The organism is Marinobacter sp. NFXS9, assembly GCF_040148665.1.
Taxonomy (GTDB): domain Bacteria; phylum Pseudomonadota; class Gammaproteobacteria; order Pseudomonadales; family Oleiphilaceae; genus Marinobacter_A; species Marinobacter_A mangrovi.
Genome location: NZ_JAGDDW010000001.1, coordinates 722587 through 748225 on the forward strand (window position 1 = coordinate 722587; position 25639 = coordinate 748225).

Below are 25639 nucleotides of genomic sequence, written 5' to 3' on the forward strand. Positions count from 1 at the left end.
ATGACATTCCGCCGACCATATAATAGGGTCAGCCGGAAAGTCCAGACCCACCACCCGACCTAAAAAGGGGCTGATCGCAGGATCAGCCCCTTTTTTCGTCATAGCCGGTTACGCGCATCACAGTCCCCTGTTTGGGCACCACGCATAAACACGCGAGTGCGCTATACTGCCCTTCTTTCAGGCACCGGACAGGGAAAGCAGTACATGCGTGCGAAGCGATTTGTGGCCAGTTCATTTGCACGGACGTTAGAGACCGTAATAGCCATTGTGACTGGTCTCATCATGATGCCGCTCATGATCCGGATTCTGGGAGAGGATCTTTACGGCATCTGGATCGTAATCGGTAGCATTGTCAGCTCGCTTTACCTGTTTGATATCGGGATGGCATCCAGTGTCACTCGCTTCGTGTCCTATGCATTGGGGCAGAATGACCGCAAACGTGCCAGCCAGATTGTGTCAACAGCGTTCGCTATCTATTCCGTCCTGGCTATATTTATATTTCTGACCAGTGTCGTTATTGCCTTCGCCTCCTCCCTGATCGTCAAGAATCCCGAGAACATAGAGCTGGTCCGCATTCTGATTGTGATCGTCGGGCTCAATATCGCCATCGAGTTTCCTTTCAAGAGTTACGCCGGAATTGCCGGATATCATCTCCGTCAGGACTTGATGTCCTACTCTCGAATCGCTTTCAAGATACTAAGCACACTTGTCGTCGCCTATCTCCTGTTCGCCGGCTATCAGTTAATCGCGATAGCCCTGGTCCAGTTTCTGTCGTCTTTCCTGTCAAATTTCGTGTTTCGTTATATCGCACGCTACCTGGAACCAGAGGTATCAGTTCACTTTCGAAGCGTCGATAAGGGAACACTCAAGGAAATCTTCGGGTTCAGCGCCTGGACCTTTCTTATGGATCTGGCAAGGCTGCTCAAGGAACGGGGCGATGTCTGGCTGGTGGCGGCTTTCACTTCACCGGCAACATTGACCGTCTATTATGTGGGCGTGCGACTGGTGGATTATGCGAACCAATTGCTCAACAAGGCGTTCGGTTTCACGCTGCCGCTCTATACCGAAGCCTTTGCACAGCAAGACGACGACGCTCTCAAGCAAAAAGTTGTCATGTTCCTGCGCCTGAACACCATCGTTGCGGGTCTGATGCTGTCAGGCGGCGTACTATTTGGGGAGGATGTCATCAGAGTCTGGATGGGATCCAAGTTCAATGCCGAAGACGCCTACCTGGTCCTTGTCATTCTCCTGACAGGCCGGATGATTGTCTTTATTACCAACCCTTTCAGTAACGTCCTGTTTGCGATGGCTAAAAATCGCTATCAAGCCCTGGTCTCTGTGATTGAAACCATCGCCTCGTTGATACTCATTCCAATCTTTATCACCTTCATTCCAAATCCCTTGCTGGCGGCCTCCTTGGCCATATCGCTGCCTTTCACGTTCACACGAACCATCTTGCAGCCGAGCTACGTGGCTCAACACAGTCGTTTGCCCGTGTCGCTCCTGTACACGACCGTGGCCAAGCCACTGCTGCCGATACTGACGCTGGCAGTCATGGGCTACTCGCTGAATGAATATATGGACCTTAGGGTGAGTATTCCCCATGTCTTGTTCGAAATCATCGGATTCAGTGTGATCTATTTGGGAATGCTCTGGCTGTTCGTTCTCAACGACCGGGAAAAACAGCTTCTCTGGCAAGGCTTTCGTCGACTCGAGGGTAATAAAGGTACTTGAAGTCGTCCCCGCCTGCCCTGGCCGACTAACCCGTTTGCGGTGATCGACTACGCCATGCCGCGGTCGCAATTAACTTCAATAGAACGGCGTAAAACCGCTTCGAAAGCAGCGGAACGCCGCCCGCAGCCAACGCTCGCCACAGGAAATAAAGCGAATCCCGTTTATTACCCATATACAGCGACGTTACCGCAAAGTGCATGGCGCATTCGGCTGCAACACGGTTCAATTCGCTCCGGGAGTCGCAGATTGTGGGGCCATGGCGTTCGATGACCTTCAACTGGCAGTCTCCCACCATGCGTACCCGGTTTCGCTTGGTCGTACTGATCGGGTGCTTGCGATAAAACTGGTAAATCTGCGGCACGTGAATAAATGGATGTTTGTACGCCAGCCGAATCCAGACCTCCCAGTCGTGCCCGGTTCGGAATTCGGGATCCCAATTATTGGCTTGAATAAAGCCTGCTGGAGCACACAGCGTATTCAATAGAACCTTCTCGACATCCGGCATGGACAGCAGATGCTTGAGATATTCCTTTCGGTCCGCCGCATGGAACGGTAGGGTCTCTTCGCCCCAGACTCGCGCTCCGTCTTTATCACGAAATCGCTTCACGCCACCAATGACGATGGAGTCAGGATGCTTTTCAAGGAGAGACAACTGGTCGGTCAGTTTGCCAGCCGGCCAGATATCATCCGCATCAAGCGTGCAAATGTACTGACCTCTCGCCCGCTCAAAAGCCGTATTACGGGCGACACAGGAGCCACTGTTAGGTTGATCGACCACGATGATCCGATCGTCGGCTTCAGAGAGCCTGTGCGCCAGACTCAACGTTCCATCCGTTGAACCATCATTGACAATAATCATCTCAAGCGCTTCAACGCCTTGCGCCTGGACACTGGCCACCGTCTCCTCCAGATACGGCTCTGCATTGAAGGCCGCTATGCAGACACTTACCACAGGACGATCCGCTGTCATTTGCCGACCTCCCCTATCCCCAAGGGATAGCGTCAGTTAGGTGCGCACCATCAATTGATACATGCGTCTGGGAAGCAAAGACTTCAGCATGCCCTTAAACGCAGCCAAATTGGGGCGATCAAGAAACGATGCACTGAAAGCCCCAAAAGCCTGGCGTGATTGCGCCCGCTCATGAAACAAAATATAGCCCATCTTGAGCTGGTTCTGTGATCGACAACGGCGAGCTAACTGCTTAATTCGGGACGATTTGGTACTACGAATCACCTTTTTAGCCACCGCCGCCCTCTCGCAGCACTGCTCCAGCTGACGCTGCTTTGAAACGCTACCCGCGGAGTCCCGGTATTTGTAAAACACCCGTTCCCTGTAAAGGATTGGGCCGGCCTGGGAGAGACGAATCCACATGTCCCGGTCGTCCAGGTTCCTAAGCGTCTCGTCAAAAGCGCCAACCACCTCCAGCGAAGAACGGCGTGCAATAACGCTCGATGTACCCACAAAATTGGTTTGCAGCAATACAGATACCGCCGTTTCACCGGGGATTTTCCAGGCGTTCGGACCCGCGCGCTCATGAAGAACAGACAGGAACGTTGTGTAACGATCGATATTTCTGGAAATGCGAGTCGAAAGCTGAGCATCGGTAACGTCGAAGTTTCCGCAGATCATGCTAACGTCAGGATGCTGTTCTAACAGTTGTAATGTCGGCTCGATTTCATCCGTAACGACAACATCGTCGGCATCGAGGAAAAGCACATAATCGCCGGTGGTTTCAGCGATCCCTCGATTCCTTGGAGAGGCTGGTCCACCAGAGTTCGGTTGACGAATCAATCGAACCCCCACTCCGTCTATATAGGGCTTGAGCACTTCGGCAAGGGCATCTGTCGACCCGTCATCAACAATCAGCACTTCGCACTGATCACCAACAGCGGGCAACACCGATTCAAGTGTTCGTTGGATGGTATTTGAGGCATTATAGGCTGGGATTACAATGGAAAGCTTCATACGCATTCCCTCTAATCCTTGCACAAGGTACGAGCTTGAGGGTGTACAGCATGAGCGCCCTTTTGCCGACCTTATTGAAGGTATCAGCTAGACACGGCCTACTGGAATAACGCTTACTCACGGAAAGGACTTATGAGAGCCAGCGTCATCATCCCCTCCTATAATGCAGCATCGACGCTGCCTGAAACAATTGAAAGTATCTTGCCTCAGTTGACTGAACAGGATGAAATTATAATCGTTGACGATGGTTCGACAGACAATACCAAAGACCTTGTAAGTTTGTACCTAAATAAACGCATTCGCTACATCTGGCAACCAAACAGTGGTGGGCCGGCATCTCCGAGGAACAGAGGGATAGCCGCGGCAAGAGGAGAGTATATTTTTCTCTTTGATTCAGATGACATAATGCTTCCCGGAAAAATCGAGGATTCACTGGCGGCGTTAAGTGAGCATCCAGACTCAGGCCTACTATTCACCAACTTCAAAACAATTGACGAGCATGGAAATACGCTTAGAAATCGCTTTTTAGACAGTTATAGCTTCATAAAAAAAATTCAAAACAATCCAAAAAAAGCTGTCTTTAGATTGCCCGCACCAGAACCATGGCTATATCTTTCAAAACAGAATTTTATTGGTACTTCGGGCGTAGTAATACCCAAAAGCATCTTTCTTGATGTGGGCTATTTTGACGAAGAAATACAGAATGGCGATGATCGAGACATGTGGTTTGAAATCGCAAAAAGATACAATATTATTTATCTAAGCAATGAATATCATGAATACCGAGTTCACCAAAACAGTATATCTAGTGGCAATGCGACAAAACGAGCAACTAACAAAATCAAAGTATTAGAACGTCAGCTCAAAAATAGCTCGACAACTAAATTCCAAGGAAATATAAATAGAGAATTTAAATTAAATATAAGAAAACTGATATCAAAAAACTACCATGATATAGCTTGCGAGCAGGTTAACAGCGGCAATCATCTATCTGCACTCAAAAGCATTTTCAGATCAATAGCACATTACCCTTCTAAAAACAGTTTATCATTACTGATGAAAATATCTTTGGGGCAAAATTTATTGGGAAAAATGCGGAAAACTAAAAAATTACTTAAAAAAAACGGATAACTACCTAACGCCTAGCATTAGCTTCCTCACTTTAGGGATTTTAGAAACAGCAACATCGACAACAACACCGAAAGCTATTGTAATTGCAATCACACATATAAAATACATATGCGGATTAGATTCAAAGAAAATAGAGCCAGCTCTTCGACCAAGAGCCGAACCAAACCCTTGATACAGATATATTGTAAAGGCAAACGACCCTAATGTAGAAAGTCCCAGAACCGGCCGTCTAAAAACGAATAGAGTAGCACATCCAGCAACCGATACGATCAACCCCAAAAAAGAACGTTTAGATGCAAATTCGGCATGCCCCTCAAACCATACATATTGCTGGATCAGAAAAGATATCAAAAACAACGCTAACCATAAAAAACTACGATTTTCCGAAAACATATCTTCATCGAATCTCGCTATTCCATAACCCAAGAAAAAAATGGCAATAGGTAACTTGTTGTACCCAAGGAAAATATAGGCAAATCAATATCAAGAAAAGGATAGAATACATATATACAGCAGCTAAAAATAAATAAAATACCCCAAATTGAAAAGGAATTTATTATATCTAACTTATCCAAAAAACCTACAAAGAGAAATATTAAAAAGATCACCTGCAAAAACCAAAAATGTTCGTAAGGATAAACTATTGCATAAAATAGTTGATCAATCGAAGCTTTCTCCGTCACACCAGGAAGAAACGATTTTGCAACAATTTCGAGGGTAACCACGGTCACGAGTGGAACAATAATTCTACGGATCTTACCTAAAACAAAAGTCGAATAAACCCCGGAGTATGCCGGCCTTAATCCGTATAAATAACCCGAAATCACTGTAAACAGAGGCAATCTGATATTTTGAAAAGTATATGCAAAATAATCATAAAACGATCGAGCTTGGTCCAGCGGACCATCATTGGTTATGTGCAACGCCACCACAAGAATTATAGCTATTGCTCTCAAGGTTTCTATGGCACGATCCTTTGCTCTCATGTGATTGGTTCCAGAACTATTTATATTCTTTTAGTCGCTTTATAAGAGGAAATCTATCGAACCCCGTTTCGCTCACTACGTCATAGATTTGTTCACTCCTATTGCAATCTCTCTTATATTTAGCAAGCTTATAGATAACCACCGAAAGCCCGCCAAAAAAATACCATTCGTAACTTTTTAAACCAAAGCTAGCCAAGCTAAATAACATATTCATCAACAGCCAAACTTGCATTGCTTGAACCGATCGATATAAAAAATCATCTTTACTAAAAGAAGATACATATTTACCTGCTAGCCTAAAATTTTTAATCATCGAAACAAGATACAATATAAACAAAACTAGACCGATAAAGCCAATTTCTTGCCATACCTCAGCCCATAAGATATGAGATATCTGATCTTTGCCAGCAACATTCCAGTTTGCTTCTCTGGAGGTTCCCAGTCCGTGTCCCACAATGGGGCGGTTCATAGCAACGCGAAAATCGCGCCACCAACCATCAATACGGCCTTCAGCAGACGCAGATTGTCTGGTGTCGTGACTAACCAATGACATATATCTATCTTTTTGTATATCGTTTAACGACATTGTTATAACTATAACACCTGCAACACCAATCAAAGAAAGCAAAAGCTTTCTTTTGCTTTTTACAAAGACACCAAACGCAATTATTGCAATTGCAAGTGCCCCCGAGCGGGACAACGTTAGCCCCATAGTATAGAGCAGAACAGGTACCGAAATTACGTATAAAAAGAACATCTTTTTATTTATTGGTGACACTACATAATGTAAAAACGGAAACACTGTCGCTATCACAAAAGCCAAACCATTGGGGTTAATGGTATCGGAAGGCGCACCCGCTAAACGACCTGCAAAATCACCATCGCCCAAATAGGTCTCAGAACCCAAATAGCCCATAGTAAGATTTAAAATTAGAGGCTCTATAATGCGAATTAAATTACATACAACAAACACATATACTACAACCTTTAATCTTCTTTCTGAGACGACTAAATTAACGGTGAAGAAATAGAAAATTGCTCCTTTTATAAACTCTATCAAACCACGATTAATTACCGATCCAGGCCACTCAACAATAGGGAGTGTAACTATAGCGTATACAAATATCGCAAAGAGATACTTCGAGGCTGAGTCTAGTTTGGGTCCAGTAGAGACCTTTGATGCAAAAATCAGATAAGTGATCAACAATACTAATATGAAGTCGAATCGAATTAACCCCAAAGGCGCAATTCTTTCCGGAAGATGAATAAAAAAACTTATCAAGTAAACAACGTATAACTTAAAAGGAAGCGCAGTTGCAGCTTCTAAAGCAGCTCCGGCTTCAAGTGAGAAAGACTTCCCTGCAAGCTTCCTAGTCATCCGGCTACCTCTCGATACATATTCTGCAGGGCTTTGGCTGAAGACTCTATTTTATATTTTTCTAATGCTTCTTTTTGATATTCCAGGAACGGTCCGTTCCCAATTTTAAGGCATTTTTCTATTCCTTTAGCGAGAGACTGACAATCATTAACATCGACCACTATTGCCGGAGTTCCTTCGATAACCTCCCGAAGCCCCATGCATCTAGAGCCTACAAATGGAACGCCACTACAAAGAGCCTCCATTGGTTGAAGGGGACAAGCTTCCCAAAGTGAAGGCATAGCAATTAAATCGCAACCTTTCATAACCGCAGATACATCCGACGCGAACGGAGCAAATGTAAAGTTCTTCAATAACATTTTGCTTGCCACATAAGCTTGCTCCTCCCGAATAAAGGCTCCCGAGCCAAAACATAGAACATGAAGATTATCTAAACCTTTATTTTTCGACAAATAATCAACAGCATCTACGAGGACCCTAAAACCCTTTTGACGCATGAACCGACCAAAAAATCCTATTATGATTGATTTTTCAGATAAACCAAATTCTTTTTTCAAATCAACAGCTTTAGACTCATAAAAATGAAGAGAATCTATTCCATTTTTTATAACTACACTACGCTTTTTATTGAGAGATGGAAAAAAGCTAAAAAGATTCTTTTCCGCATCATTAGAAACAGAATGCACGACCTCGCATCGACCAAGTACTTTAGAGATAAATAATCGCTTTATAGAACCCACAAACCCAGCAAACTGCGACTCATTCAAAACATCGTGAGATGTTAATATCAATTTAGTGCGAGACAAGATTGAAGGTAGGAACGATACCGCAGCTGCTGTAAAGCCATGCGCATGAATAATGTCTATATCACCCTTTCTAGCGTAATGCCAAATCAGTTTAGACATATTCATTAGCTGATCTTTGTCATCAGCCACAAGCTCACTATTGACTATTTTTTTTGATATATCGGATTCGAGTAAACGCCCACCTTCTGAATTTATCGTCAAAAGAGTAAATTCAATATTGTTCAAGGGGAAATAATTAAACGTATACTTGAGAAACGTCCTAATTCCGCCAACTGGCCAGCGCACAACTAATAGAACTTTAATTTTTGCTTCCACAGAAAATCCCTTTCTTCCTTGCTGTCGGAGTTTGTGAGCTTAGAATTACAGATAATACGCCGCAAAGCCAACACACGAGAAACGCTGTTGCCAGAGATTTCAATGATAGGCACCTAAAAAAACAACCTGCCATAAAAACCTTCAAACAATCACTGCTTTATTATAGAATATCACAGAAATAATGGACACCTAATAAGGAATCAAAATGCTACGACAGCTTGCAAAGAAATTGCCCTGGTCGTTACAGCACCAGCTTAAGCAATTTTATTATAGAAGTCAGATTAGTAAGGGCACCTTCAAATCTCCTGAAATGGAATTCAATATTATCAACAGACTAATCTCCCCTAAAGACTGGGTTATGGATATAGGGGCAAATGTTGGACACTATACTAGACGCTTTTCCGACCTTACACCTCAAGGACGGGTTATTGCTATCGAACCACACCCTATCACTTTCTCATATCTTGCGAGCAACGTTGCAGATCTGAAGAATGTCACTCTCATTAATGCCGCACTCTCCGACCATAACGGACTTGTAGGTTTTACTGTCCCAAACAATAATTTTTATCAAGCATCTATTGACGCATCTTCAGATTCGAAGGTCATTTGCATATCTCCTGCTGTGCTTAATTTCGAAAGCAGTATAAATTTTATAAAAATTGATGCCGAGGGGCACGAGCCATTTATAATAAAAGCTCTCGAAAACTTAATAACCAAAGATCGCCCAATATTGATGATAGAACACAATACAGAGCTATTAAAAAATTGGTGCTCTGAACACGAATATGAGTTTCATGATCTCACCAATTCTCACAACCATATTCTGGTGCCAATTTCTAAATCAGAATACTCATAAGGAGGCTCTTTTATATAACCGGTTAGCTCCGAAGGTATCTTAAAAATATTTCGTTTTAAAAAAACACCTATTTGTATCAAAGCTTTATTACGCCCTTACAATATTGTCATTTCTAAAATTATCGCTACACTTGTAAGTTACCAGCCTTATCTATTTAGGCATTCGTTAGATGAAGGGCTAATATCATGATTGCTGAGAGAAATATGGCTCATAATGCTTTGAAGAAAGGTGGTTTTTTATTTTTTGTCCTCTCAACAACCCAAGTGCTTGCTGCGCCACAAGTCAATTCAGTGACTCAGCAATCATCCGGAGGTGAGTTGCAGCTCGTTATTTCTGGGTCCGGCTTCGGTGAAAAATCGCACCCTAACCCGTTGTATTATTTTGACTTTGATGAAGATTCAAAAGCGCAAAATATTCAAACGTCTGCCGTAAAGGACTCTTTTAGCACTAACGGCACAATATCAGCTGACTCAACTCCATATGGTTCAGGTCAAGTTCTTCGTTTTACAGTGAAGCAAGATCCTTCTGCAGTGGCGATTCCTGGCATAGATTTTGACTCTGACCGTCTGTACGTCTATTTCAATAGACGCTACAGCTTCTCGATCGCGGATTCATCAAACTGGGGATCTAGAGGCTTCAATTTAAAGTCGAATAGAATATGGGCGGATACCGGAAATAATATTTACATTGGTTATCAAGGAAAAGAAGGGAATTCATCTGGTAGAATTTTTCCAGAATATACGGCAGAAGGTGGCGCAACCTGGGTAGGTACTGATCTTCCCCAAGTTGAAGGAGAATGGACTCAAGAGGAAATAGTGTATAAAGCAAGTGATATCGACGTTCAAAACGGAATTTTTGATTTATACCACAACGGAAACTCCGTCCATGATTCAGTGTTCCGGATGCGAACTAGTGATCGCCCAGACCGATATAGCAAATTGTATTTTGATCAAATAAGTAATGGCACAAACGAAAATAAAACGTTGTATATATATTACGATAATATATATATAGATGACACGTTCCAGAGGGTATATTTATCAAATGCGCCTACTTTTGATGAAGCAAAGGCGCGACTCGTTCAGATTCCGCTGAAATGGAGCGACAACTCTGTAACTGTCAAGTTGAAGTCAGGAAATTTTACACCATCTAGTTCTTATATATACGTTGTCGATGCAAGCGGCAATGTAAATAAGAACGGAGCCCGCCTCTGTCAGAGCGACTGTCCGTCACCACCTAATCCTCCAAAGGGCATTGGGTTTAAATAAAGCGTCGACGCACTTCAATAAAGAAAATCAAGGCGAGCCCGGCAAAATACAACAAACCACTTCCGGGCTCGCTCACTTGACTAATGGTTAGGTGGCTAAAATCAGAAGTTATTCCATACCGTTTACTTCCAGCATTTATCAATCCCATGCCACTTGGCCCCTTCTCTCCTAGCAGTCTAAATGGATCAGTATCGGGTTGCTGGTCCAATATTTTCCACTCATTAGCGTAAAATGAAATTTCGTCAAGTCCGTTCACAAGCGAAATAGGCCCAAACAGCATAAATATCTCATACACATTCGTACTTATTTCATTGGGCTGTACAGTTACGGGTTCACCCATTTCCGATGCAAATGTCCAAATCTTTGAATTTAATTCAATAGAACAACTCAGTAGCGTATCAGCATCATCATCAAATACTGCTTGCATCGCACCGGTGGAAGTATTGCCATTGTCCAAATCCGTTATGTAGTTCTTGATGTCATATGTGATCACACTGGCATTTGAGACTGCGCTCAAGGTTCCAAATACTATTAGCAAAATCCATTTTTTCATGGTAAACCCTTCCAATCTATTTATTATAGTAAGCTATCACTAACTTAACTGAACACAAAATACTTTTAGGAATAAGAATACTCAAAGTAACTCCACAAAATTATTAGCAAAAACCTCGGCACTTTTCATATACCAGTTCATATACCAGTCAAAAGCGCCAACTCCTTAATTTTATTTGAGAAGTTTTTTGAATATTCTAGCTTGAAAGAAAGCAGGTGTTTGCGCAGTTCAGAATTCCGCTCCAATCCGATAACTATTTTACTCGCAATATCGGCCGCACTATTGCTGGTATATAAATACCCACTTTTAAAAACCGCTCTTGAAATATCTGTCTCAGATATTATACATGGAGTACCGACAGCGGCGGCCTCGTAAGCCCCACAGACCAGACAATTCTCTCTATTTGTCAGGTCAATCAATAGCGTGGCATCCGAAATCAGCGCTAGATAATCTTCATGCGACACAAACCCTTCTAAGACAACATTTTTAGGCTTACTCATCTCATGGACACATTTAGGAGGTCTTCCAGTAATATGTATAGTAATGCCATGTTCCTCGAGTATTTTTGCCGCAGAAATAACCTCCATATAAGGCTCATCGTCTGCCCACGTACAAACCAAGACAACATAGGTTTCTTCAGAAAGTTCGTTGGAACTTCTAGGGTATTCAAAAAAATTGGGTATCGGGTCGGTCAATACATATGAAATCCCTCTTCTTCTACCTACTTCTTTTGCTAAAGATTCGTTAGTAACGATGCTTAAATCTACTTTTCTTGAAAGCCAACAAGAAATCCATGACAAAGCTCTATTTTTTCCTTCAAGAGGATATACACCAGCATTATGGGTATCCATAATCAGTTTAGCTTTGTGGAATGGCCTCAACAAAACCAAAAACACCGAGAGTACGATTGAGGGATTCTGAAAAAAAATTATTTCAGGTCTATATCGCTTTACGACCTTCGCGGTTTTATATAAAGAAATAGCATAACGCTTAATTTTATTTCCTTTAATAATTATTTCATGCAAAGGAATTTCCAACTCTGTAGCAAGTGATCTACTTCTCGTGTGACCTTCCCAAGCCAACCAAATACAGCGATTATTTCCCGCCATGACTATCTCATTTTGACATTGCTTCTTGAGTAATCGTATATATGGGACATTCCATATACGTTTTTTTCAAAGTTGTTCATATCATACTGAGCTGGATATCGTTTTATGCACCACCGATCATCTAATACTGGTCCATCCGGGTAGGCCGCCACGGCGTATTTATACCCAGCATTGCTTATACATTCTTTTACTTCTTCATTAAAATCTTCGACCGTCCCATTTGGATAGCAAAATACGTCCACAGACAATCCCAGATTTTTTTTGATCATTCTTTTCGACTCTGAGAGCTCAAATATAAGTTCATTCGTTTCGAGTTTAGTTAATATTGGATGACTAACTGAATGACTTCCGATATCTAGGCCGGACAAGGACATTTTATTTAATTGTTCCCACGTAACAGGTAGGTACTCATCTGGCACTCTTTCGGGTCTTTCTACGCCAAAATCGGAATAAATATAATCAATGAATGCAATTTTATCGCGATTACTTAAGGTTAATGAATAGTCCGCTAGTGCATTCCAAAGGCTGCTAGGGGAGCCTTGATTTTCCAGATTAAGTTTAAAATCATTTCGTAACTGGTGGGGGGGTATAACTCGCATATCTACCGCATACCGCAACTGATCCGGCCACAACCAAAGATCCCCATTCACAAAGCCCGTCGTAATAAACAACGTGGAAGGAATCCCCTCCTCCTGCATGATCGGGAAGGCATACTCGGCAAAGTCCGCATAACCATCGTCGAATGTCACCACAACCGCATGATTGGGCACGCTCCCCTGCTCATGGGCCTCCAGCAACTCTGTCAGGTTCATCGGGTGGAAGTGGCGCTTGATCAGCCGCATTTGCTTTCGGAACTGATCCACATGGATCTTGCCCGGCTCGTCTTTCGCCGAAAGCCGGTGGTACATCAGGATACGGGGATGGTGGCGCGCCAGTATGCGGGCGAGCTGCAGGCCGCCCAATGGGCGGGTGGCTTTGTAGATAAATTGGTTGAGTGTCATTCCCTGTCTCTCCCCGCTCCGACTACACCCTGCGCAGGATCAGCTTGGCGAGTGACCGCCAGCCCTGCCAGTAGGAGCTGTCCCGCAGGATGCCCCGGAAGACATCGCAGAACGGTTCAATAAACGATCTTTCAGCGGCGGCGATGGACATGCCGCGGCTGATGTACATATCTGCCCAGGCCCGGGACGCCAGCTGGTCCGGTACAGCGTGCGGATTCGCTGTCAGGAACTTCTCGAGGATGCGAAACGCGTTGTCGTAGCGGCCCCGGTAGTTCTTGGACATCTGGCCGGGCCAGATCCGGTAGATGTAGGTGACGTCGCTGACGTAGCGGAATTCCCAATCGACGGAATAGCGCAGCCACAGATCCCAGTCGATCCCCATGGGCAAGGTCTCGTCGAACGGCCCGTTCTTGTCGATGCAGGCCCGGCGGATGACCGCCGTCCCAAAGGGTACGAAGTTCTTGATCACCAGGTGCTCTGTAACCGTTCCACTGTGGCGTTCGTACGGCTGGGCCTTGTCGATATGATCGCCTTCCTGGTCGATGTAGGAGACCTCGCTATAAACGACCCCCACCTTGGGGTTATCGAACTCACGCATCTGCAACTCGAGTTTACAGGGCGACCAGAGATCGTCGGCATCGCAGAAGGCAATAAATTCACCTTGCGCCTCATGCAGCCCCCGGTTCTTCGCCTGGGGCTGGCCCTTGTTCTCGGTGCGGATGTAATGGACCCTTTCGTCAGCCGCCAGCGGCGCGATCTGATTGACCGTGTCATCCGTGGAGCCGTCGTCTATGATCACGACTTCAAGGTTCGACCAGGTCTGCCCCAGAACCGAGTTGACGGCTTCAGGCAGGTAGTGGCCCATGTTGTAGGTGGCGATCACCACGCTGACGAGGGGCTGGTTGGTTGACGTCATACCCTGCATACCGAGAACCTGTATTTGCCCGAGGCTTCCTGCGGGATCGCCTCTACATCGTTGATGGACAACGTGACGCTCTCGTCGAAGACTTCACGCAACGCGGCAATCAGCGCGGCATCCGTCTGGTCATCATAATCCTGGCCCTTCACGCGATTGATGATCAGGGTATCCAGGGTGTCCTGGACGAGTTGCATCTGCTCAATCCCGGGGACTTTGGTCAGGGTGCGCTCCACCAGTGAAATACCGGCGACCTGCCCGCCACTGGGCAATTTCAGGAAATCGGCGACACGGCCTTCCAGGCGCTCGAGGATGGGCAAGCCTCGCCCGCAGTTGCACTGGCGGTCGGACAACACGCCGACGTCCTCCACGCGGTATCGAATCAGGGGCATGCCCTGGTTGTTCAGGTCGGTCAGGACGAGCTTGCCGGGCTGACCCGGCGCGGCTGGCCGGCCATCGCTGTCGAGACATTCCACCAACACGTGAGGCAGGTTCAGGTGCATGCCGTTGTGCTGTTCGCACTCGCAGGCGATCAAGCCCACCTCTTCACAGCCGTAGCGATTGGTGACGCGGCAACCGAAAGCGGATTCAATGAGGGCGCGCTCATGCTCCAGCAGCATCATCGATGTCGCTACGATGCCCCGGGGCCGCAAGTCCCGGATCCCTTCCCGATCCACATAACGCGCAAAGATGTAGATGGAATGGGCGTGGCCGAAAATGGCCTCGGGCTTTTGCCGCCGCCAGAGTTTGACGAATGCCCCCATGGAGGAATCATTCAGGTCCATGGTGTCCAGATAGACGGTTCGATCCAGGAGGTGGTGGCGCAACTTCTGTTTGGGGGTTTTGGGCACCGGCGGGTTGCCCCAGACGGCGGCCTTTTTCACACCAAGGTCCCATCCGGACCAGCGATCGGCCAACAACTGCGCGGCGTTGCGCCGTTCCTGGCAGGCTTCGTCGAAATACAGGTGCAGGGACACGCCTGTGGAACCGCCGGTCTTGGCCGTCACCAATTCGTCCTTGGCGAACTCGTCACTGATAAACCGATCCAGGTTGTTCCGGATGCTCTGCTTGGTGGTGACAGGGATGGCCCGAAAATCATCGAGTGAGCGTATCCGGTCCGGTTTGATGCCGTGTTCCCTGAACAATCCCCGATAGTACGGGCTGTGCCGCGCCGCGTAGCGAACCATCTCCTGCACCCGTTGCCATTGCAGGGCTTCCAGTTCCTGGCGTGGCCACCACTGTTGACGCTCCAGATTCTTCCATTCTTCCAGGCGCCGGCTGCGATCCTTGAGATCCCAGAGTGGGTAGAAAACGTGTCGGGAGAGGTGCGTCAGCATGCCCAGACCTCCCTGGCCATCAGCCGCTCGTAAAGCGCCACATGATGCGCCAGCATGGTATCCACTGAATACTGGCGGGTGACTTTCAACTTCCCTGCTTCACCCATTTTTCTCCTCAACTCGGGGTGTTCCGTTAACGTGGCGATATGGCGTGCGAGTCCCTCGACATCGCCTACTTCGATCAGAAAACCATTTTCTCCCTCTGACACGATTTCCGGATTACCGCCGGTTCGCGTGCAGATCACGGGCTTGCCGCATCGCATGTACTCGATGATGGCGTTGGAAAAGCCTTCCGATTCGGAACAGAGCACGGCAATGTCGAAGTCCCGTATAAAGTGCTCGGGCTCGGGCTGGCTGCCATGAAACGCCACGCGGCCGGCGATGCCCAGTTCCCGGGCCAATGCTTCGTAGGCGGCGCTGTCCCCGCCGCCAACCACGCTCAGTTGAACGTTACCGCCGTCTGCGGCGACCTGGCCCACCGCCCGGATCAAATCATCGATCCGTTTGATCGGCCTCAGGTTGGCTACGATCCCGATGCGAACGGCATCCGAAGCGGACGCATCCGTCGGTTCCGGTGTCTCTCCGAGATTCGGATAGCCGTTGTAAATGACGTGAAGCTTATCTGCGGGGAGGTTTTCAGACTCGCCGGTCACCCGAGCCACCGCCTGGCTGTTGCAGATCGCTGCGGAAACCCATCGGCCGGTCAATTTCAGCGCTTTCAGATAGAGCGGCGAATACCAGAAGCCCATATCACGCCGGGAGATGATGGTCTGGATACCGGCCAACCGCATCATGGGCGGGCACAGGACCGAGGCATCGTTGAAAAAGACGTGCACCAGGCCGATGCCTTCCGATTGCAGGCGACGCGCGTAGCGATAAACCGTCCACCAACTGCCCGGGTTGGACAGGCTGCCCACACCGAGCTCTTCCACCGGTACCGGGAAGTGCCCGCTGCGTGAATAGTCCGTCCCGCGCAGCACGGCAAACCGGACGTCCCAGCCCAGGTCCGTCAGCCCACGCACAAGCTTCAGCACCTGACTTTCCGTGCCGGCATGCGGGTGGTTGTACTGGTCCATGATGATGCTGATTTTCATCGGTGCGCCTGCTCGTAAACGGCCATGTAGCGCTGGCACATCGCCTCGCCGGAAAAATCCCGTTCCACCCTTGATCGGGCCCAGGCCACGCGTTTGTCGCGTTCTGCCTCGTCGGACAGGCATTCGACGATGCTTTTGGCGACTGAGGCGCTTTCGGTCGCGTCCACCAGGTAGCCGCCAAAGTCATTGCCCAGTACGGCACCGATTTCGCCGACGTTGGACGCCACAACCGGCAACTCCAGGGCCATGGCTTCCAGCAGCGATATCGGGAGCCCTTCGGTCCGGGAAGGCATGCACAGCACGTCGGACGCGGCCATCAAGGCGGGTACGGTGTTGCAGTAGCCCGGCATGATGACCTGTTGCTGCAGCCCTTCGGCCACGATCTGGTCCGTCAGGGCCTGGCGTTCCCGCCCTTCCCCGATGAGCATCAGGCCGATACCGGGAAAGCGGGATTTGAGCATCGACAGAGCGCCCACCAATCGCTCGAACCCTTTCTCGTGGGAAAGGCGCCCAACACCCAGCAGCACCGGGTGATGATTGTCGATGAAGGTCTGCAGATCCTCCGGTAACGGGGTGCTTGCAGACTCACGCAGACTTTCGGTATCCAGGCCGTTCGGGATGACAGTGAGTAGCGATGACCGTGCGATACCCGGCGGTATGTCGAACCGCATCGCCTCAGACACCACCACAATGCGGTTCAGGCGACGCAGGACGAGCCGGTCCAGAGCCTCGTACAGCCAGGCCTTGGTGTATCGGGCGGCTTTGACGTAGCCGTGCAGCGTGGCGACCATCGGCAGCCGGCGCATGAAGGCCGGCCACATGCCCATCAACACGTTGAATTTGTAGCCGTGGGAGTGAAGCAGCTCGTAACCTTCGGCCTGCGCCCAGCGCAGAATGCGCAGCGCTTCCGACGGGTTGAACCCGGGCCGCATGCGCCAGGGATGAACCGGCAGACCCAACCGACGGGCCTCGATCTCGATGGCCTTGTCGCCCACATCCAGCTCGCCGGCGCTGAGGATCATGGGTGAAAGCCCCATGGCCAGCTGCTGGGATACCAGTGTCAGTAGCATCTTTTCGGCACCATAGAGCCCACCGCTGTCGATGAGGTGCAGTACTTTTCCCACTAACCTTTCCTTGGATTCCAGATCACTTTCTTCTCGCCCCGTATGAAGGCGCGAGTCGCCTGGTAACAGGCCATATTGAGCAGCATCAGGTAGTACGGCGCGGCCATGTAGAACGGCAGGTTCCGGCCGTCCCGCTCACGTCGCTGCCCCAGCCAGGCAAACAGGTACATCACGATGAGCCCCAGCAGGCAGAGCCCGTAGATGCCCCCACGGTTCGCGAGCAATACCGCACTCACGGTCAATACGATTTGTGGCACAAACGCCAGATAACGCAGGACTTTGTGGGACAGCAGCTGAATGGCGAATCGACCAAAGCGTAACGGATTGAGCAGTACGCGCATGTCCCGCAACGCCCACAGTGCCCGCAAGGTCACGCGAACCCGCATGGAAAATTCGCTGGCCCCGTCCTGAAGGGCTTCTTCGCGCAACACCGCCTCAGGTTCGTAAACCACACGCTGGCCCTGCTCCACCACTTTCAGTGGCTGGACAAAATCCGGAAGCTGGTCGGGGCGCAGGGGCTGGTAGAGCGATCGGCGCATGGCGTCGATACCGCCATCGACACCAACAATCGAACCCACTCGGGTTTCCTGGTGGCGCAACCAGTTCTCGTATTTCATGTAGGCGCTGCAGCCATCGCCCACGAGATGCCCCGCATCGTTGACGTAGACCATCTTGCCGGTCACGTAACCCACCTGCGGGTCGGCGAAGTTGCGCACCAGTTTGCGCAAAGCGGCCACATCCCACTCGGAATTGGCGTCGGAGAACGCAATGATCTCGCCCTGGGCTTCCGGCACGATGCGGTTCAGCCCGGCGGTCTTGCCCTGGCGAGGCGCCTGTCGGAACAGTCGAACGGGTGAGGCACTGTCTGCAGCCACGGATCGCACGATATCGTCCGTGCCGTCTTCGGACTCGTCGGAGACCACCAGGATTTCCAGACGGTCGGCCGGATAGTCCAGGGCCAGTTTATTGCGCAGCGTGGCCTCGATGTCTTTTGCTTCGTTGTAGGCAGCAATCAGGATCGAGACATGCGGCAGGTCTTCCTCATCCTGTTCGATCGTCCGGGGTTGTTGGCCCCACAGATACACCAGCAGCGGATAGCCCAGGTAGATGTAGAGCAGCAGGAGCAGCGAAAGCCAGAACAGCAGGATCAGCATAATGGTTGCCCGTAAACACCGTCCCTAATGTGACACCGCGGAACGATCCGGCGTTGCAGCCGTTTCGGCCACCGCCGTAGCGCCCTGCTCGTTGACCGATCCGCCAGACAGCACGCCCTGTTCACGCAGGACCTCACTCATCGGGGCAAAGCGGAATCGACGGAGCAGTTTCTCCAGCCGCGCTTCACAGACATCCAGGTTGTTGTAATGCCGGAACCGCGACAGCCATTTGACCTTCAGCCGGGGCTGGCCGGGGTCGACCTCCCAGGGGTGCAGGTAAAACACGAAGGGCTGGGACTGGCGATTGATCTGCCCCAGGCCCCATTGGCTGAACCAGTAAGGAAACAGCCGGAAGTATCCGCCACCGGCGATGGGCAGCGTGTAGCCGGGCAACTGGAGCGTACTGAGCGGGAATTCCGCCAGCTCGTGCCCCTCATCGGTCTTGAGGCGATGCGGCCAACGGGGCGTGCCCGGCATGCCGTAGCGATCGTGATGCACCGGGAAAATCGACGAATCCCAGGTAAAGCCTTCTTCCGCCAGGATATCGAGCGCCCAGCGGGACTCATTGGTGATGGAATAGCTGGCTGCACGATAGCCCGTCACCGACTGGCCGGTGATCTCTTCCAGAATCTGCTTAGAGCGCCGGGTTTCCTCCCGGAAGATCTCGGGCGTCTGGTTGTAGATCAGTTGGTGGCTGTATCCATGGCTGGCAATCTCATGGCCGGCGGCCTGGATGCGGCGCACCAGCGCGGGTGAGCGTTCGGCCACCCAACCGAGGGTAAAAAACGTGGCCCGGATGCCGTGTTGATCGAACCGCGCCAACAGGCGATCCGTATTGGCTTCCACCCGGTATTCCATGGCCTCCCAGTCGTCCCGCGATACGGCTTCGGCCAGGGCCGCCACCTGGAAGTAATCTTCCACGTCGACGGTGAGTGCGTTAATCGGTTGTTCGCTGCGGCTGTGATCGGTGGTCTGCGTCATCGGATCTGGTACTCCAGACTGACCAGCACCCAGTTTTCGGCATACTCCCGGGAGCCCACGTCACTGTTGCGCCGGTTGTGACCAATTTTCCCGCTCAGGTCAAGATCGGACAGGAGTTGGCAACTGAGCCCGACATTGACCCCGATGATCTCGTCCTGGGTGTCGTTGTCCTTGTAGTCGATGTAGGCAATCCGCGTGCCCGCGGTGAAGTCGATCTGGCCGGTCACCGGGCGGCGGTAGTCGGCGTTAAAGGCCACCCGGCCTTCGCGCGAGTCGGTCTTCAGGTTGTCCGAGCGGGTGGCGACGGCGCTCAGGTTGAGGGTCGAGGTATCACTGAACCGGCGGGTGTAGCCACCCCGGACGTCGCTGACTTCGACGGCCGAGGTGTCCTCGATGGTGTAGGTGACGCCGTCGAACAGGAAGTCGAACTCAGAGGTTTCGTCCGTGACCTGGCGGCTTGCCGCGACATAGAACGAGGACGCCTCGTTGATCTGGCGTTCAAGCCGCAGATCGCCTACCCAGCCATTGAACGACTGCTCGGTACTGAAAAACCGACGTTTCAACCAGGTCCCGCCGAGTGAGCCGGAAATCGTGGTAGCCGCAAACTCCTTCGAGAAGAACAGGGTTGCGGTATTGCGATCGACCTTTTCCTTGTTGTCGTACTCACGATGTTCGGCGGACAGGTTCAGGCCACCGGTCAGCAGCTCGGAAAACAGATGGCTCCAGACTGCGGACCCGATTCCCGCCTCGCTGTCCCGCTCTTCCGGCTCGTTGAATTCGATGTTTTCGTACTGGGCCGACAAGCTGATGGTATCGACCGGTGTAACGCCCCAGACGTAGCGTGGCCCCGTACTGAAGATATTCCGCCGGCTGCGGTTGTCCGGTGTGTTGGGTTCGGTGTTGCTCTGGACCACGTCCCGCGTTTCATTGGTGACATCCCAGAAGAAGCGCTCGGCAATCTGGCAGCTCCCCAGCCAATCGATGAAGGCGTAGGGCTCGGGATCGTAGGTGTTGTTGGCGTAAATGCCATAGGCAAGATCGGCGCTCAAATCCGATACACACCGGCCCGGATCGGTTTTATGGGAAATCTTCAGTTTGATCCGATTTTCCACATCCGATTTCTCCCCCGATTCGCTGCGCTTGATGTTGTCGCTGAATCGGCTGTCAGCGCCGATGCTGAGCTTCACAGGCTCCGCATGGCCCATTGTCGCCGCGCCCAGAAAGAGAGACCCGGCCAGGAGGACAACGCCTCGAATCATCCCTGATTCGTAAGAACTACCCATTGATGACCACTCCGGCAAATTTCTCGGGATCAAACGAATGCGCGGCCTGCTCCACCGCTGACGGCGTGGCCTTGCCATGCGGGACCACCAGCAATGAATAGTCGCAGAGATCAGAGAGAATCCGCGCGTCCGGCGAATGACTGATTGAGGCCGTATCCAGGATGATGAACCGGTCCGGATAACGCCGGCGGATCGACTGGAGGAACAGTTTGATCTGGAACGACGTGAAGAACTCAGCCGGCGATTCGCGGCGACTGCCAGCCGGTACCAGGCGCAGCCGGGGAATGCCCGTCGGGTAGATGATCTTGGCAACGTCGTAGTCTGACTCTTCCAGAAAATCCGTCAGGCCGGTGTCCGGGAACATGTCCAGCATGGTGTGCAGGGACGGCTCGCGTAGGTTGCAGTCTACCAACAGCGCGGTCTTGGACTGGTCGAAGGCGAAGGCCGCGGCCAGATTCAGGGCGATAAAAGACGATCCCGCACCGTCGGTCGCGCCGGTCACCACCAACGTGAAGTTGTTGCCGCCGGAGATTTCCAGCAACTTGGTCCGCAAGCTGCGGAACCGGTTGACCAGATCCCGGTTCGGCGACTCGGGATAGATAATGCGGCGTTCGTCGAGATCATCGAATGTCAGCTGGCGAGGCTCCTGCATTCGTTTGATCTGGCGGCTCATGACGTAACGGTCGACCGCGCCGGCGCCCAGCTCGAGCGTGCTGGGAACCAACAGGCGAGCGTCTTCCGACTCGCTTGAGCCTGATTTTTCCGGCCGGTTGGTGGATTCGTCCTCCCGGCTCAGTTGACGCTGCCGTTTCCTCAGGGCATCCAGTTCGTTCTGCTCGTCCTTATCGGGAGAGGCATCGACATCTCTGCTCTGGCGCGTTCCGTTCATCAAATAACTCCCATAACTGAAGCAACGGCTACACCGATATAGGCGGCTATCACCAGCACGGCACAAATAACAACGGCATAGGTCACCCGCCGCTCCCGACGCATCTCAAAGGGCGTTCTCACCCGGGGGATGTCCATCAGCACCGGGATACCCACTTCATCTTCCAACTGGGACTTGGCGCGTACCCGCGGATCGATTTGCAACAGTCCGGCGATGGTGCCCAATGGCGCTAACAGGCCCAGGAAAAGCCCCGCCATGGCGAACTGGTTAAACTGGGCCCCTTCGGGTTTGAGCGGGTAACGCGCCGTCTCGTTGATCCGATAGTTCAGGCCCTGCCCTTTGATGTCCAGGTGCATGGAAACCCGGGCTCGCTCGCGACGCTTGAGCAGATCGTTGTAGATCTGTTTGTTGACTTCCATATCGCGGGTCAGTTGCGAGTATTCCGCTTTGTTTTCCTGGATCCGCTGCATGCGATCAACCTGTTCCCCGATCAACGTCTTGATGGAGCGGATGCGGGTGTTGATCATTTCCATCTGGGTGCGGGCATCGGCCAGATCGGAACTCAAATCCTGATACAGCGGGTTGATCGTGTCCCCGGTACCAACACTGGCATCGGAGGTGTCTCCACTGCTGCGGGCTTTGTCACGCTGGCGTTTGAGCACCGCGATCTGCTCCTGCAAAGCCACGATATCCGGGTAGGAATCCTTGTACTTCAGGCGCAGCGTATCGAGCTGATCCTGCATGGAGTTGATACGCTGCTGGTAGGCGTCGATGGTCTTGCCACGGCGTATGTTCTGGTTCACGTTCGAAAGCTGGCTTTGCAACGACGCCACTCGGGTTTCGGTTTCCTGTTTATCCAGCTGCGCCTGTTCCAGCTTTCCGCGCAAGTCGGACAACTTGCCGTTGGCTTCGCCTTCGGTGCCGTCGACGTTCTTGGACAGGAACTGCTTGAGACGCTTTTCCGACTCGGCGAGCAGATCCTCGTAGGATTTGACCTGGTTGTCGATGAACTCGTAGGCACTGCGGCTTTCCGCCTGCTTGCGGCGCGCCGACTCTTCGATAAAGGCCTGACCCATGCGCTGTGCCACCCGATAGGCCTGGGAGGGGGATTCCGACATAAAGCCGATGCTGAAATAGCTGTCGCCACGGGGACGGACGCTCAGGTTGGAGCGTAACCAGTTGACACGGGATTCCAGTTTTTCCGCCTGAAGGCTGGCCGCATCCGGGCCAAAGAGATCGGTATCCTTGGCGACGTTTTCCATCACACCCCGGCTCCAGAGAAGCTCCTGGGCAGCTGATGCCCGCTCACTGATCTTGGTCGTCACGGCGCTGCCCTCCATCAGAGGGCGGATGATGTTCTCGTCGTCCACGTAGATGACGACGTCCGACTCGTATTTGTAGGGCCAGAGAAACCCGGCAGCCAGTACGCCAAAGCTGACAATGGCGAAAGCCGCCAGCGCGAGCCACTTGCGGGTTCCGACTTCGCGGATGATTTCGCTGGGCAGTTGAATCAGTGGAAGTGCCATAGCTGTTACCTGAAACTGAAAGCTAACGTGCGATCATCTGGAGTGCCCCGACCATCGATGTCAGGGCGTCGGCCAGTGGATCAGAAACTGCGCTCGGGCACGGTCAGGATATCCCCGGGCAAAAGCCGGTAGTTGGTCGCGATGTCGCCCCGGGTCAGAATGTCGTCAAGCTTGACCGGGATCGCCACCACCTCCTTGCCCATCGGCCGGTACAGCATGGCGTTGTTCAAATCGGCGAACGGGTTGGCGCCGCCGGCAGAGAGCACCACGTCCATGACCGTCATGCCATCACGGAACGGCATGGTCATGGGGCTCTGGACGGCACCGGTCACCCGGACGCGATCGGTGAACTCATGACTGTTCATCCCGGTGACGACCACACTGACCTGGGGCTGGCGGATATACTGCTCGAGTTTGTCCTGTACGTCGTCGGCCAGCTCTTCGGGGGTCAGACCGGCGGCCACGACATCCCCCACCAGCGGCACGGAGATCCGGCCGTCGGGACGAATGGGAACGCTGACGCTGAGATCCTGATTGCGCCACACCGAGACCTGGACCACATCGTTGGGTCCCAGAATGTACTGGTCGACCGGTCCGGCGTTCTTATTGAGCGCCGCCTCGATCTGCTGCGGCGACGAAGCCGGTTGCGAGGCACAACCTGCCAGAAGAGAAAACAGTACAACGAGCCCGATTACCATCCTTGCCATTTCACATCCTCGCTTCTTTTTTCGAAAGCCACGGTTACTGACACCCGTTCCGGCCGATGACCAGCCAAACCAATGCCTAGCGCGATCCTTTCTTGAACAATATTACTTCCACTGTCTGAATAATAACCAACAAATCCAACAGTAGACTCTGATTCTTAATGTAGTACAGGTCGTAGCGAAGCTTTTCCCGGCTGTCTTCCTCGTTATCGGCGTAGGCAAAGCACAGCTGCGCCCAGCCGGTAATGCCCGGCTTCACACGGTGACGTTCGTTGTAGAACGGGATCTTCTCCGCCAATTGCTCGACGAACATGGGCCGCTCCGGCCTGGGGCCCACAAACGACATGGTGCCGTTCAACACGTTAAAGATTTGTGGAAGCTCATCGATACGCACCTTGCGGATAAAGGCCCCGACGCGAGTCACGCGGGTATCGTTCTGGCGCGCCCAGACGGCGCCATCCTTTTCAGCGTCCGTGCGCATCGAACGGAACTTGTGGACCTTGAAGACCTGGCCGCGCAGACCAACACGTTCCTGGCTATACAACACCGGCGCGGACCATCCGTCTTCGATCTTGATCGCCAGGATGGTCAGCAGCATCAGGGGGCTGGTTGCAATCAACAAGGTGCCTGATGCCAGCACATCCAGGGCCCGCTTGCCGAATCCGGAAACGGAAGACACCGAGAAGCCGTCCGAGAAGACGAGCCAGCCGCGCGTAATCATTTCCATCGCGACCTTGCGGGACTCCCGCTCGTAGAAGACCGCGCCGTCGACAATCCGGATGCCCTGCATCTTGCATTCCAGCAGGTCTTCCATGGGCAACCCCTTACGGCGGTCTTCCACGGACACCACAATTTCCTGGACCGGCCGACGCGTCACATACTCGTGCAGGCTACCGGGGATATTGACGAGATACTGCTCCGGGACTTCGATCGGCTCATCGTTGATCGGTACAAAACCCACCAGATGGAACCCCTTGCGATTGAAGGGGGTCTGGAGGTCTTCGAGCAGTTGCCGGGCCCGAAAACCCGTGCCCAGCACCAATACCTTCCGCTTGAAGGCGTCGTTGCCCACCACCGTAAAGAAGATGATGCGCGCGATGCCCAGCAGGAAGAAACCAAAGACGGAAGCGGATGTGATGACCCCGTCCCCGCCCAGGTACCAAAGCCACTCCTGGCTCAATAAATAGGCGGTCAGTGCAAACGGAATGCTGAGGATCAGCGCAATGAGCGTACGCAACATCATGCCGGACAGGCCATCTTCCAGCCGGGACTGATGCACGCCCATGGCGACCATCAGCAACATGTTGAGAGCGGCGAAGATGACCGCGGAAGGCAGGATGTAAGCGATGGATTCGGAGAAATAGGCAATATCCCCGAAATACCGGAAGAAAACGGCGAGGCAGAAGGCCCCGACCAATACACTGAAATCAATCAGCCCCAGAATAACAAACGGGAGATGAATGTAATGCCTGAATATCCTGACGTGTGCCACGTCGACTCCTTCACGCCACCCTGCCAGACGCGTCCT

23 protein-coding genes are annotated in these 25639 nt (G+C 51.3%); 4 read left to right on the top strand and 19 right to left on the bottom strand.

Annotated elements, in window-relative coordinates:
* The first annotated feature begins 204 nt into the window (after nucleotides 1-204).
* The gene (locus J3364_RS03115; protein WP_349556614.1) at nucleotides 205-1734 is read left to right on the top strand and encodes an oligosaccharide flippase family protein; all 1530 of its coding nucleotides are present in this window, start codon (nucleotides 205-207) and stop codon (nucleotides 1732-1734) included.
* A gap of 25 nt (nucleotides 1735-1759) precedes the next feature.
* Here J3364_RS03115 and J3364_RS03120 read toward each other — a convergent pair whose 3' ends face one another.
* A complete protein-coding gene (locus J3364_RS03120; protein ID WP_349556615.1) occupies nucleotides 1760-2704 on the bottom strand; it encodes a glycosyltransferase family 2 protein in 945 nt (314 codons plus the stop codon).
* A gap of 36 nt (nucleotides 2705-2740) precedes the next feature.
* Nucleotides 2741-3706: a glycosyltransferase family 2 protein gene (locus tag J3364_RS03125; protein WP_349556617.1), complete on the bottom strand. Its 966-nt coding sequence runs from the start codon at nucleotides 3704-3706 to the stop codon at nucleotides 2741-2743.
* A gap of 126 nt (nucleotides 3707-3832) precedes the next feature.
* On the opposite strand from J3364_RS03125, the gene J3364_RS03130 reads away from it, so the two are divergent.
* On the top strand, nucleotides 3833-4831 hold the full coding sequence (locus J3364_RS03130) for a glycosyltransferase family 2 protein (RefSeq protein WP_349556619.1): 999 nt from the start codon (nucleotides 3833-3835) through the stop codon (nucleotides 4829-4831).
* Nucleotides 4832-5241: 410 nt separating this feature from the next.
* Here J3364_RS03130 and J3364_RS03135 read toward each other — a convergent pair whose 3' ends face one another.
* From J3364_RS03135 to J3364_RS03145, 3 genes are read right to left on the bottom strand one after another with little or no spacing between them, the layout of a single operon-like run.
* Nucleotides 5242-5817 (bottom strand): acyltransferase family protein, encoded by a 576-nt coding sequence (locus J3364_RS03135; protein ID WP_349556620.1) that lies wholly within the window; start codon nucleotides 5815-5817, stop codon nucleotides 5242-5244.
* A 16-nt stretch (nucleotides 5818-5833) separates the two neighbouring features.
* Nucleotides 5834-7195, bottom strand: coding sequence for an O-antigen ligase family protein (locus J3364_RS03140; protein WP_349556622.1), 1362 nt, complete (start codon nucleotides 7193-7195; stop codon nucleotides 5834-5836).
* A complete protein-coding gene (locus J3364_RS03145) occupies nucleotides 7192-8316 on the bottom strand; it encodes a glycosyltransferase family 4 protein (protein ID WP_349556624.1) in 1125 nt (374 codons plus the stop codon). The genes J3364_RS03140 and J3364_RS03145 overlap by 4 nt, the downstream gene beginning before the upstream one ends.
* A 205-nt stretch (nucleotides 8317-8521) precedes the next feature.
* On the opposite strand from J3364_RS03145, the gene J3364_RS03150 reads away from it, so the two are divergent.
* Entirely contained in the window at nucleotides 8522-9172 is a 651-nt protein-coding gene (locus J3364_RS03150; RefSeq protein WP_349556626.1) for an FkbM family methyltransferase, read from the top strand.
* Nucleotides 9173-9357: 185 nt separating this feature from the next.
* The gene (locus tag J3364_RS03155) at nucleotides 9358-10440 is read left to right on the top strand and encodes a hypothetical protein (RefSeq protein WP_349556628.1); all 1083 of its coding nucleotides are present in this window, start codon (nucleotides 9358-9360) and stop codon (nucleotides 10438-10440) included.
* Here J3364_RS03155 and J3364_RS03160 read toward each other — a convergent pair.
* The 14 genes from J3364_RS03160 to J3364_RS03225 all read right to left on the bottom strand — a co-directional run bounded on the left by J3364_RS03160 (nucleotide 10433) and on the right by J3364_RS03225 (nucleotide 25603).
* The gene (locus tag J3364_RS03160) at nucleotides 10433-10993 is read right to left on the bottom strand and encodes a hypothetical protein (protein ID WP_349556630.1); all 561 of its coding nucleotides are present in this window, start codon (nucleotides 10991-10993) and stop codon (nucleotides 10433-10435) included. The two genes, J3364_RS03155 and J3364_RS03160, sit on opposite strands and share 8 nt — an antisense overlap.
* A 137-nt stretch (nucleotides 10994-11130) precedes the next feature.
* Entirely contained in the window at nucleotides 11131-12102 is a 972-nt protein-coding gene (locus J3364_RS03165) for a glycosyltransferase (protein ID WP_349556632.1), read from the bottom strand.
* Between the two features lie 2 nt (nucleotides 12103-12104).
* Nucleotides 12105-13103 (bottom strand): polysaccharide deacetylase family protein, encoded by a 999-nt coding sequence (locus J3364_RS03170; protein WP_349556634.1) that lies wholly within the window; start codon nucleotides 13101-13103, stop codon nucleotides 12105-12107.
* Between the two features lie 22 nt (nucleotides 13104-13125).
* On the bottom strand, nucleotides 13126-14019 hold the full coding sequence (locus tag J3364_RS03175) for a glycosyltransferase family 2 protein (protein ID WP_349556636.1): 894 nt from the start codon (nucleotides 14017-14019) through the stop codon (nucleotides 13126-13128).
* Nucleotides 14016-15356, bottom strand: a complete 1341-nt coding sequence (locus J3364_RS03180; protein ID WP_349556638.1) for a phenylacetate--CoA ligase family protein — start codon at nucleotides 15354-15356, stop codon at nucleotides 14016-14018. Before J3364_RS03180 ends, J3364_RS03175 begins: the two co-directional genes overlap by 4 nt.
* Nucleotides 15350-16450: a glycosyltransferase family 4 protein gene (locus tag J3364_RS03185; RefSeq protein ID WP_349556640.1), complete on the bottom strand. Its 1101-nt coding sequence runs from the start codon at nucleotides 16448-16450 to the stop codon at nucleotides 15350-15352. The genes J3364_RS03180 and J3364_RS03185 overlap by 7 nt, the downstream gene beginning before the upstream one ends.
* The gene (locus tag J3364_RS03190; RefSeq protein WP_349556642.1) at nucleotides 16447-17574 is read right to left on the bottom strand and encodes a glycosyltransferase; all 1128 of its coding nucleotides are present in this window, start codon (nucleotides 17572-17574) and stop codon (nucleotides 16447-16449) included. Before J3364_RS03190 ends, J3364_RS03185 begins: the two co-directional genes overlap by 4 nt.
* Entirely contained in the window at nucleotides 17574-18728 is a 1155-nt protein-coding gene (locus J3364_RS03195) for a glycosyltransferase family 2 protein (protein WP_349556644.1), read from the bottom strand. The genes J3364_RS03190 and J3364_RS03195 overlap by 1 nt, the downstream gene beginning before the upstream one ends.
* Nucleotides 18729-18752: 24 nt before the next feature.
* Nucleotides 18753-19709, bottom strand: a complete 957-nt coding sequence (locus J3364_RS03200) for an XrtA system polysaccharide deacetylase (RefSeq protein WP_349556646.1) — start codon at nucleotides 19707-19709, stop codon at nucleotides 18753-18755.
* Nucleotides 19706-20992 carry an outer membrane beta-barrel protein gene (locus J3364_RS03205; protein ID WP_349556648.1) on the bottom strand — a complete coding sequence of 429 codons (1287 nt, stop codon included), beginning with the start codon at nucleotides 20990-20992 and terminating at the stop codon, nucleotides 19706-19708. The genes J3364_RS03200 and J3364_RS03205 overlap by 4 nt, the downstream gene beginning before the upstream one ends.
* Complete coding sequence (locus J3364_RS03210; RefSeq protein ID WP_349556650.1) at nucleotides 20985-21881, bottom strand: P-loop NTPase family protein; 897 nt, start codon at nucleotides 21879-21881, stop codon at nucleotides 20985-20987. The genes J3364_RS03205 and J3364_RS03210 overlap by 8 nt, the downstream gene beginning before the upstream one ends.
* Nucleotides 21881-23407: an XrtA system polysaccharide chain length determinant gene (locus tag J3364_RS03215; protein WP_349556652.1), complete on the bottom strand. Its 1527-nt coding sequence runs from the start codon at nucleotides 23405-23407 to the stop codon at nucleotides 21881-21883. Before J3364_RS03215 ends, J3364_RS03210 begins: the two co-directional genes overlap by 1 nt.
* A gap of 80 nt (nucleotides 23408-23487) precedes the next feature.
* Complete coding sequence (locus tag J3364_RS03220; protein WP_349556654.1) at nucleotides 23488-24114, bottom strand: XrtA/PEP-CTERM system exopolysaccharide export protein; 627 nt, start codon at nucleotides 24112-24114, stop codon at nucleotides 23488-23490.
* Nucleotides 24115-24190: 76 nt separating this feature from the next.
* Nucleotides 24191-25603: a TIGR03013 family XrtA/PEP-CTERM system glycosyltransferase gene (locus tag J3364_RS03225; protein ID WP_349556656.1), complete on the bottom strand. Its 1413-nt coding sequence runs from the start codon at nucleotides 25601-25603 to the stop codon at nucleotides 24191-24193.
* Nucleotides 25604-25639: the final 36 nt, after the last annotated feature.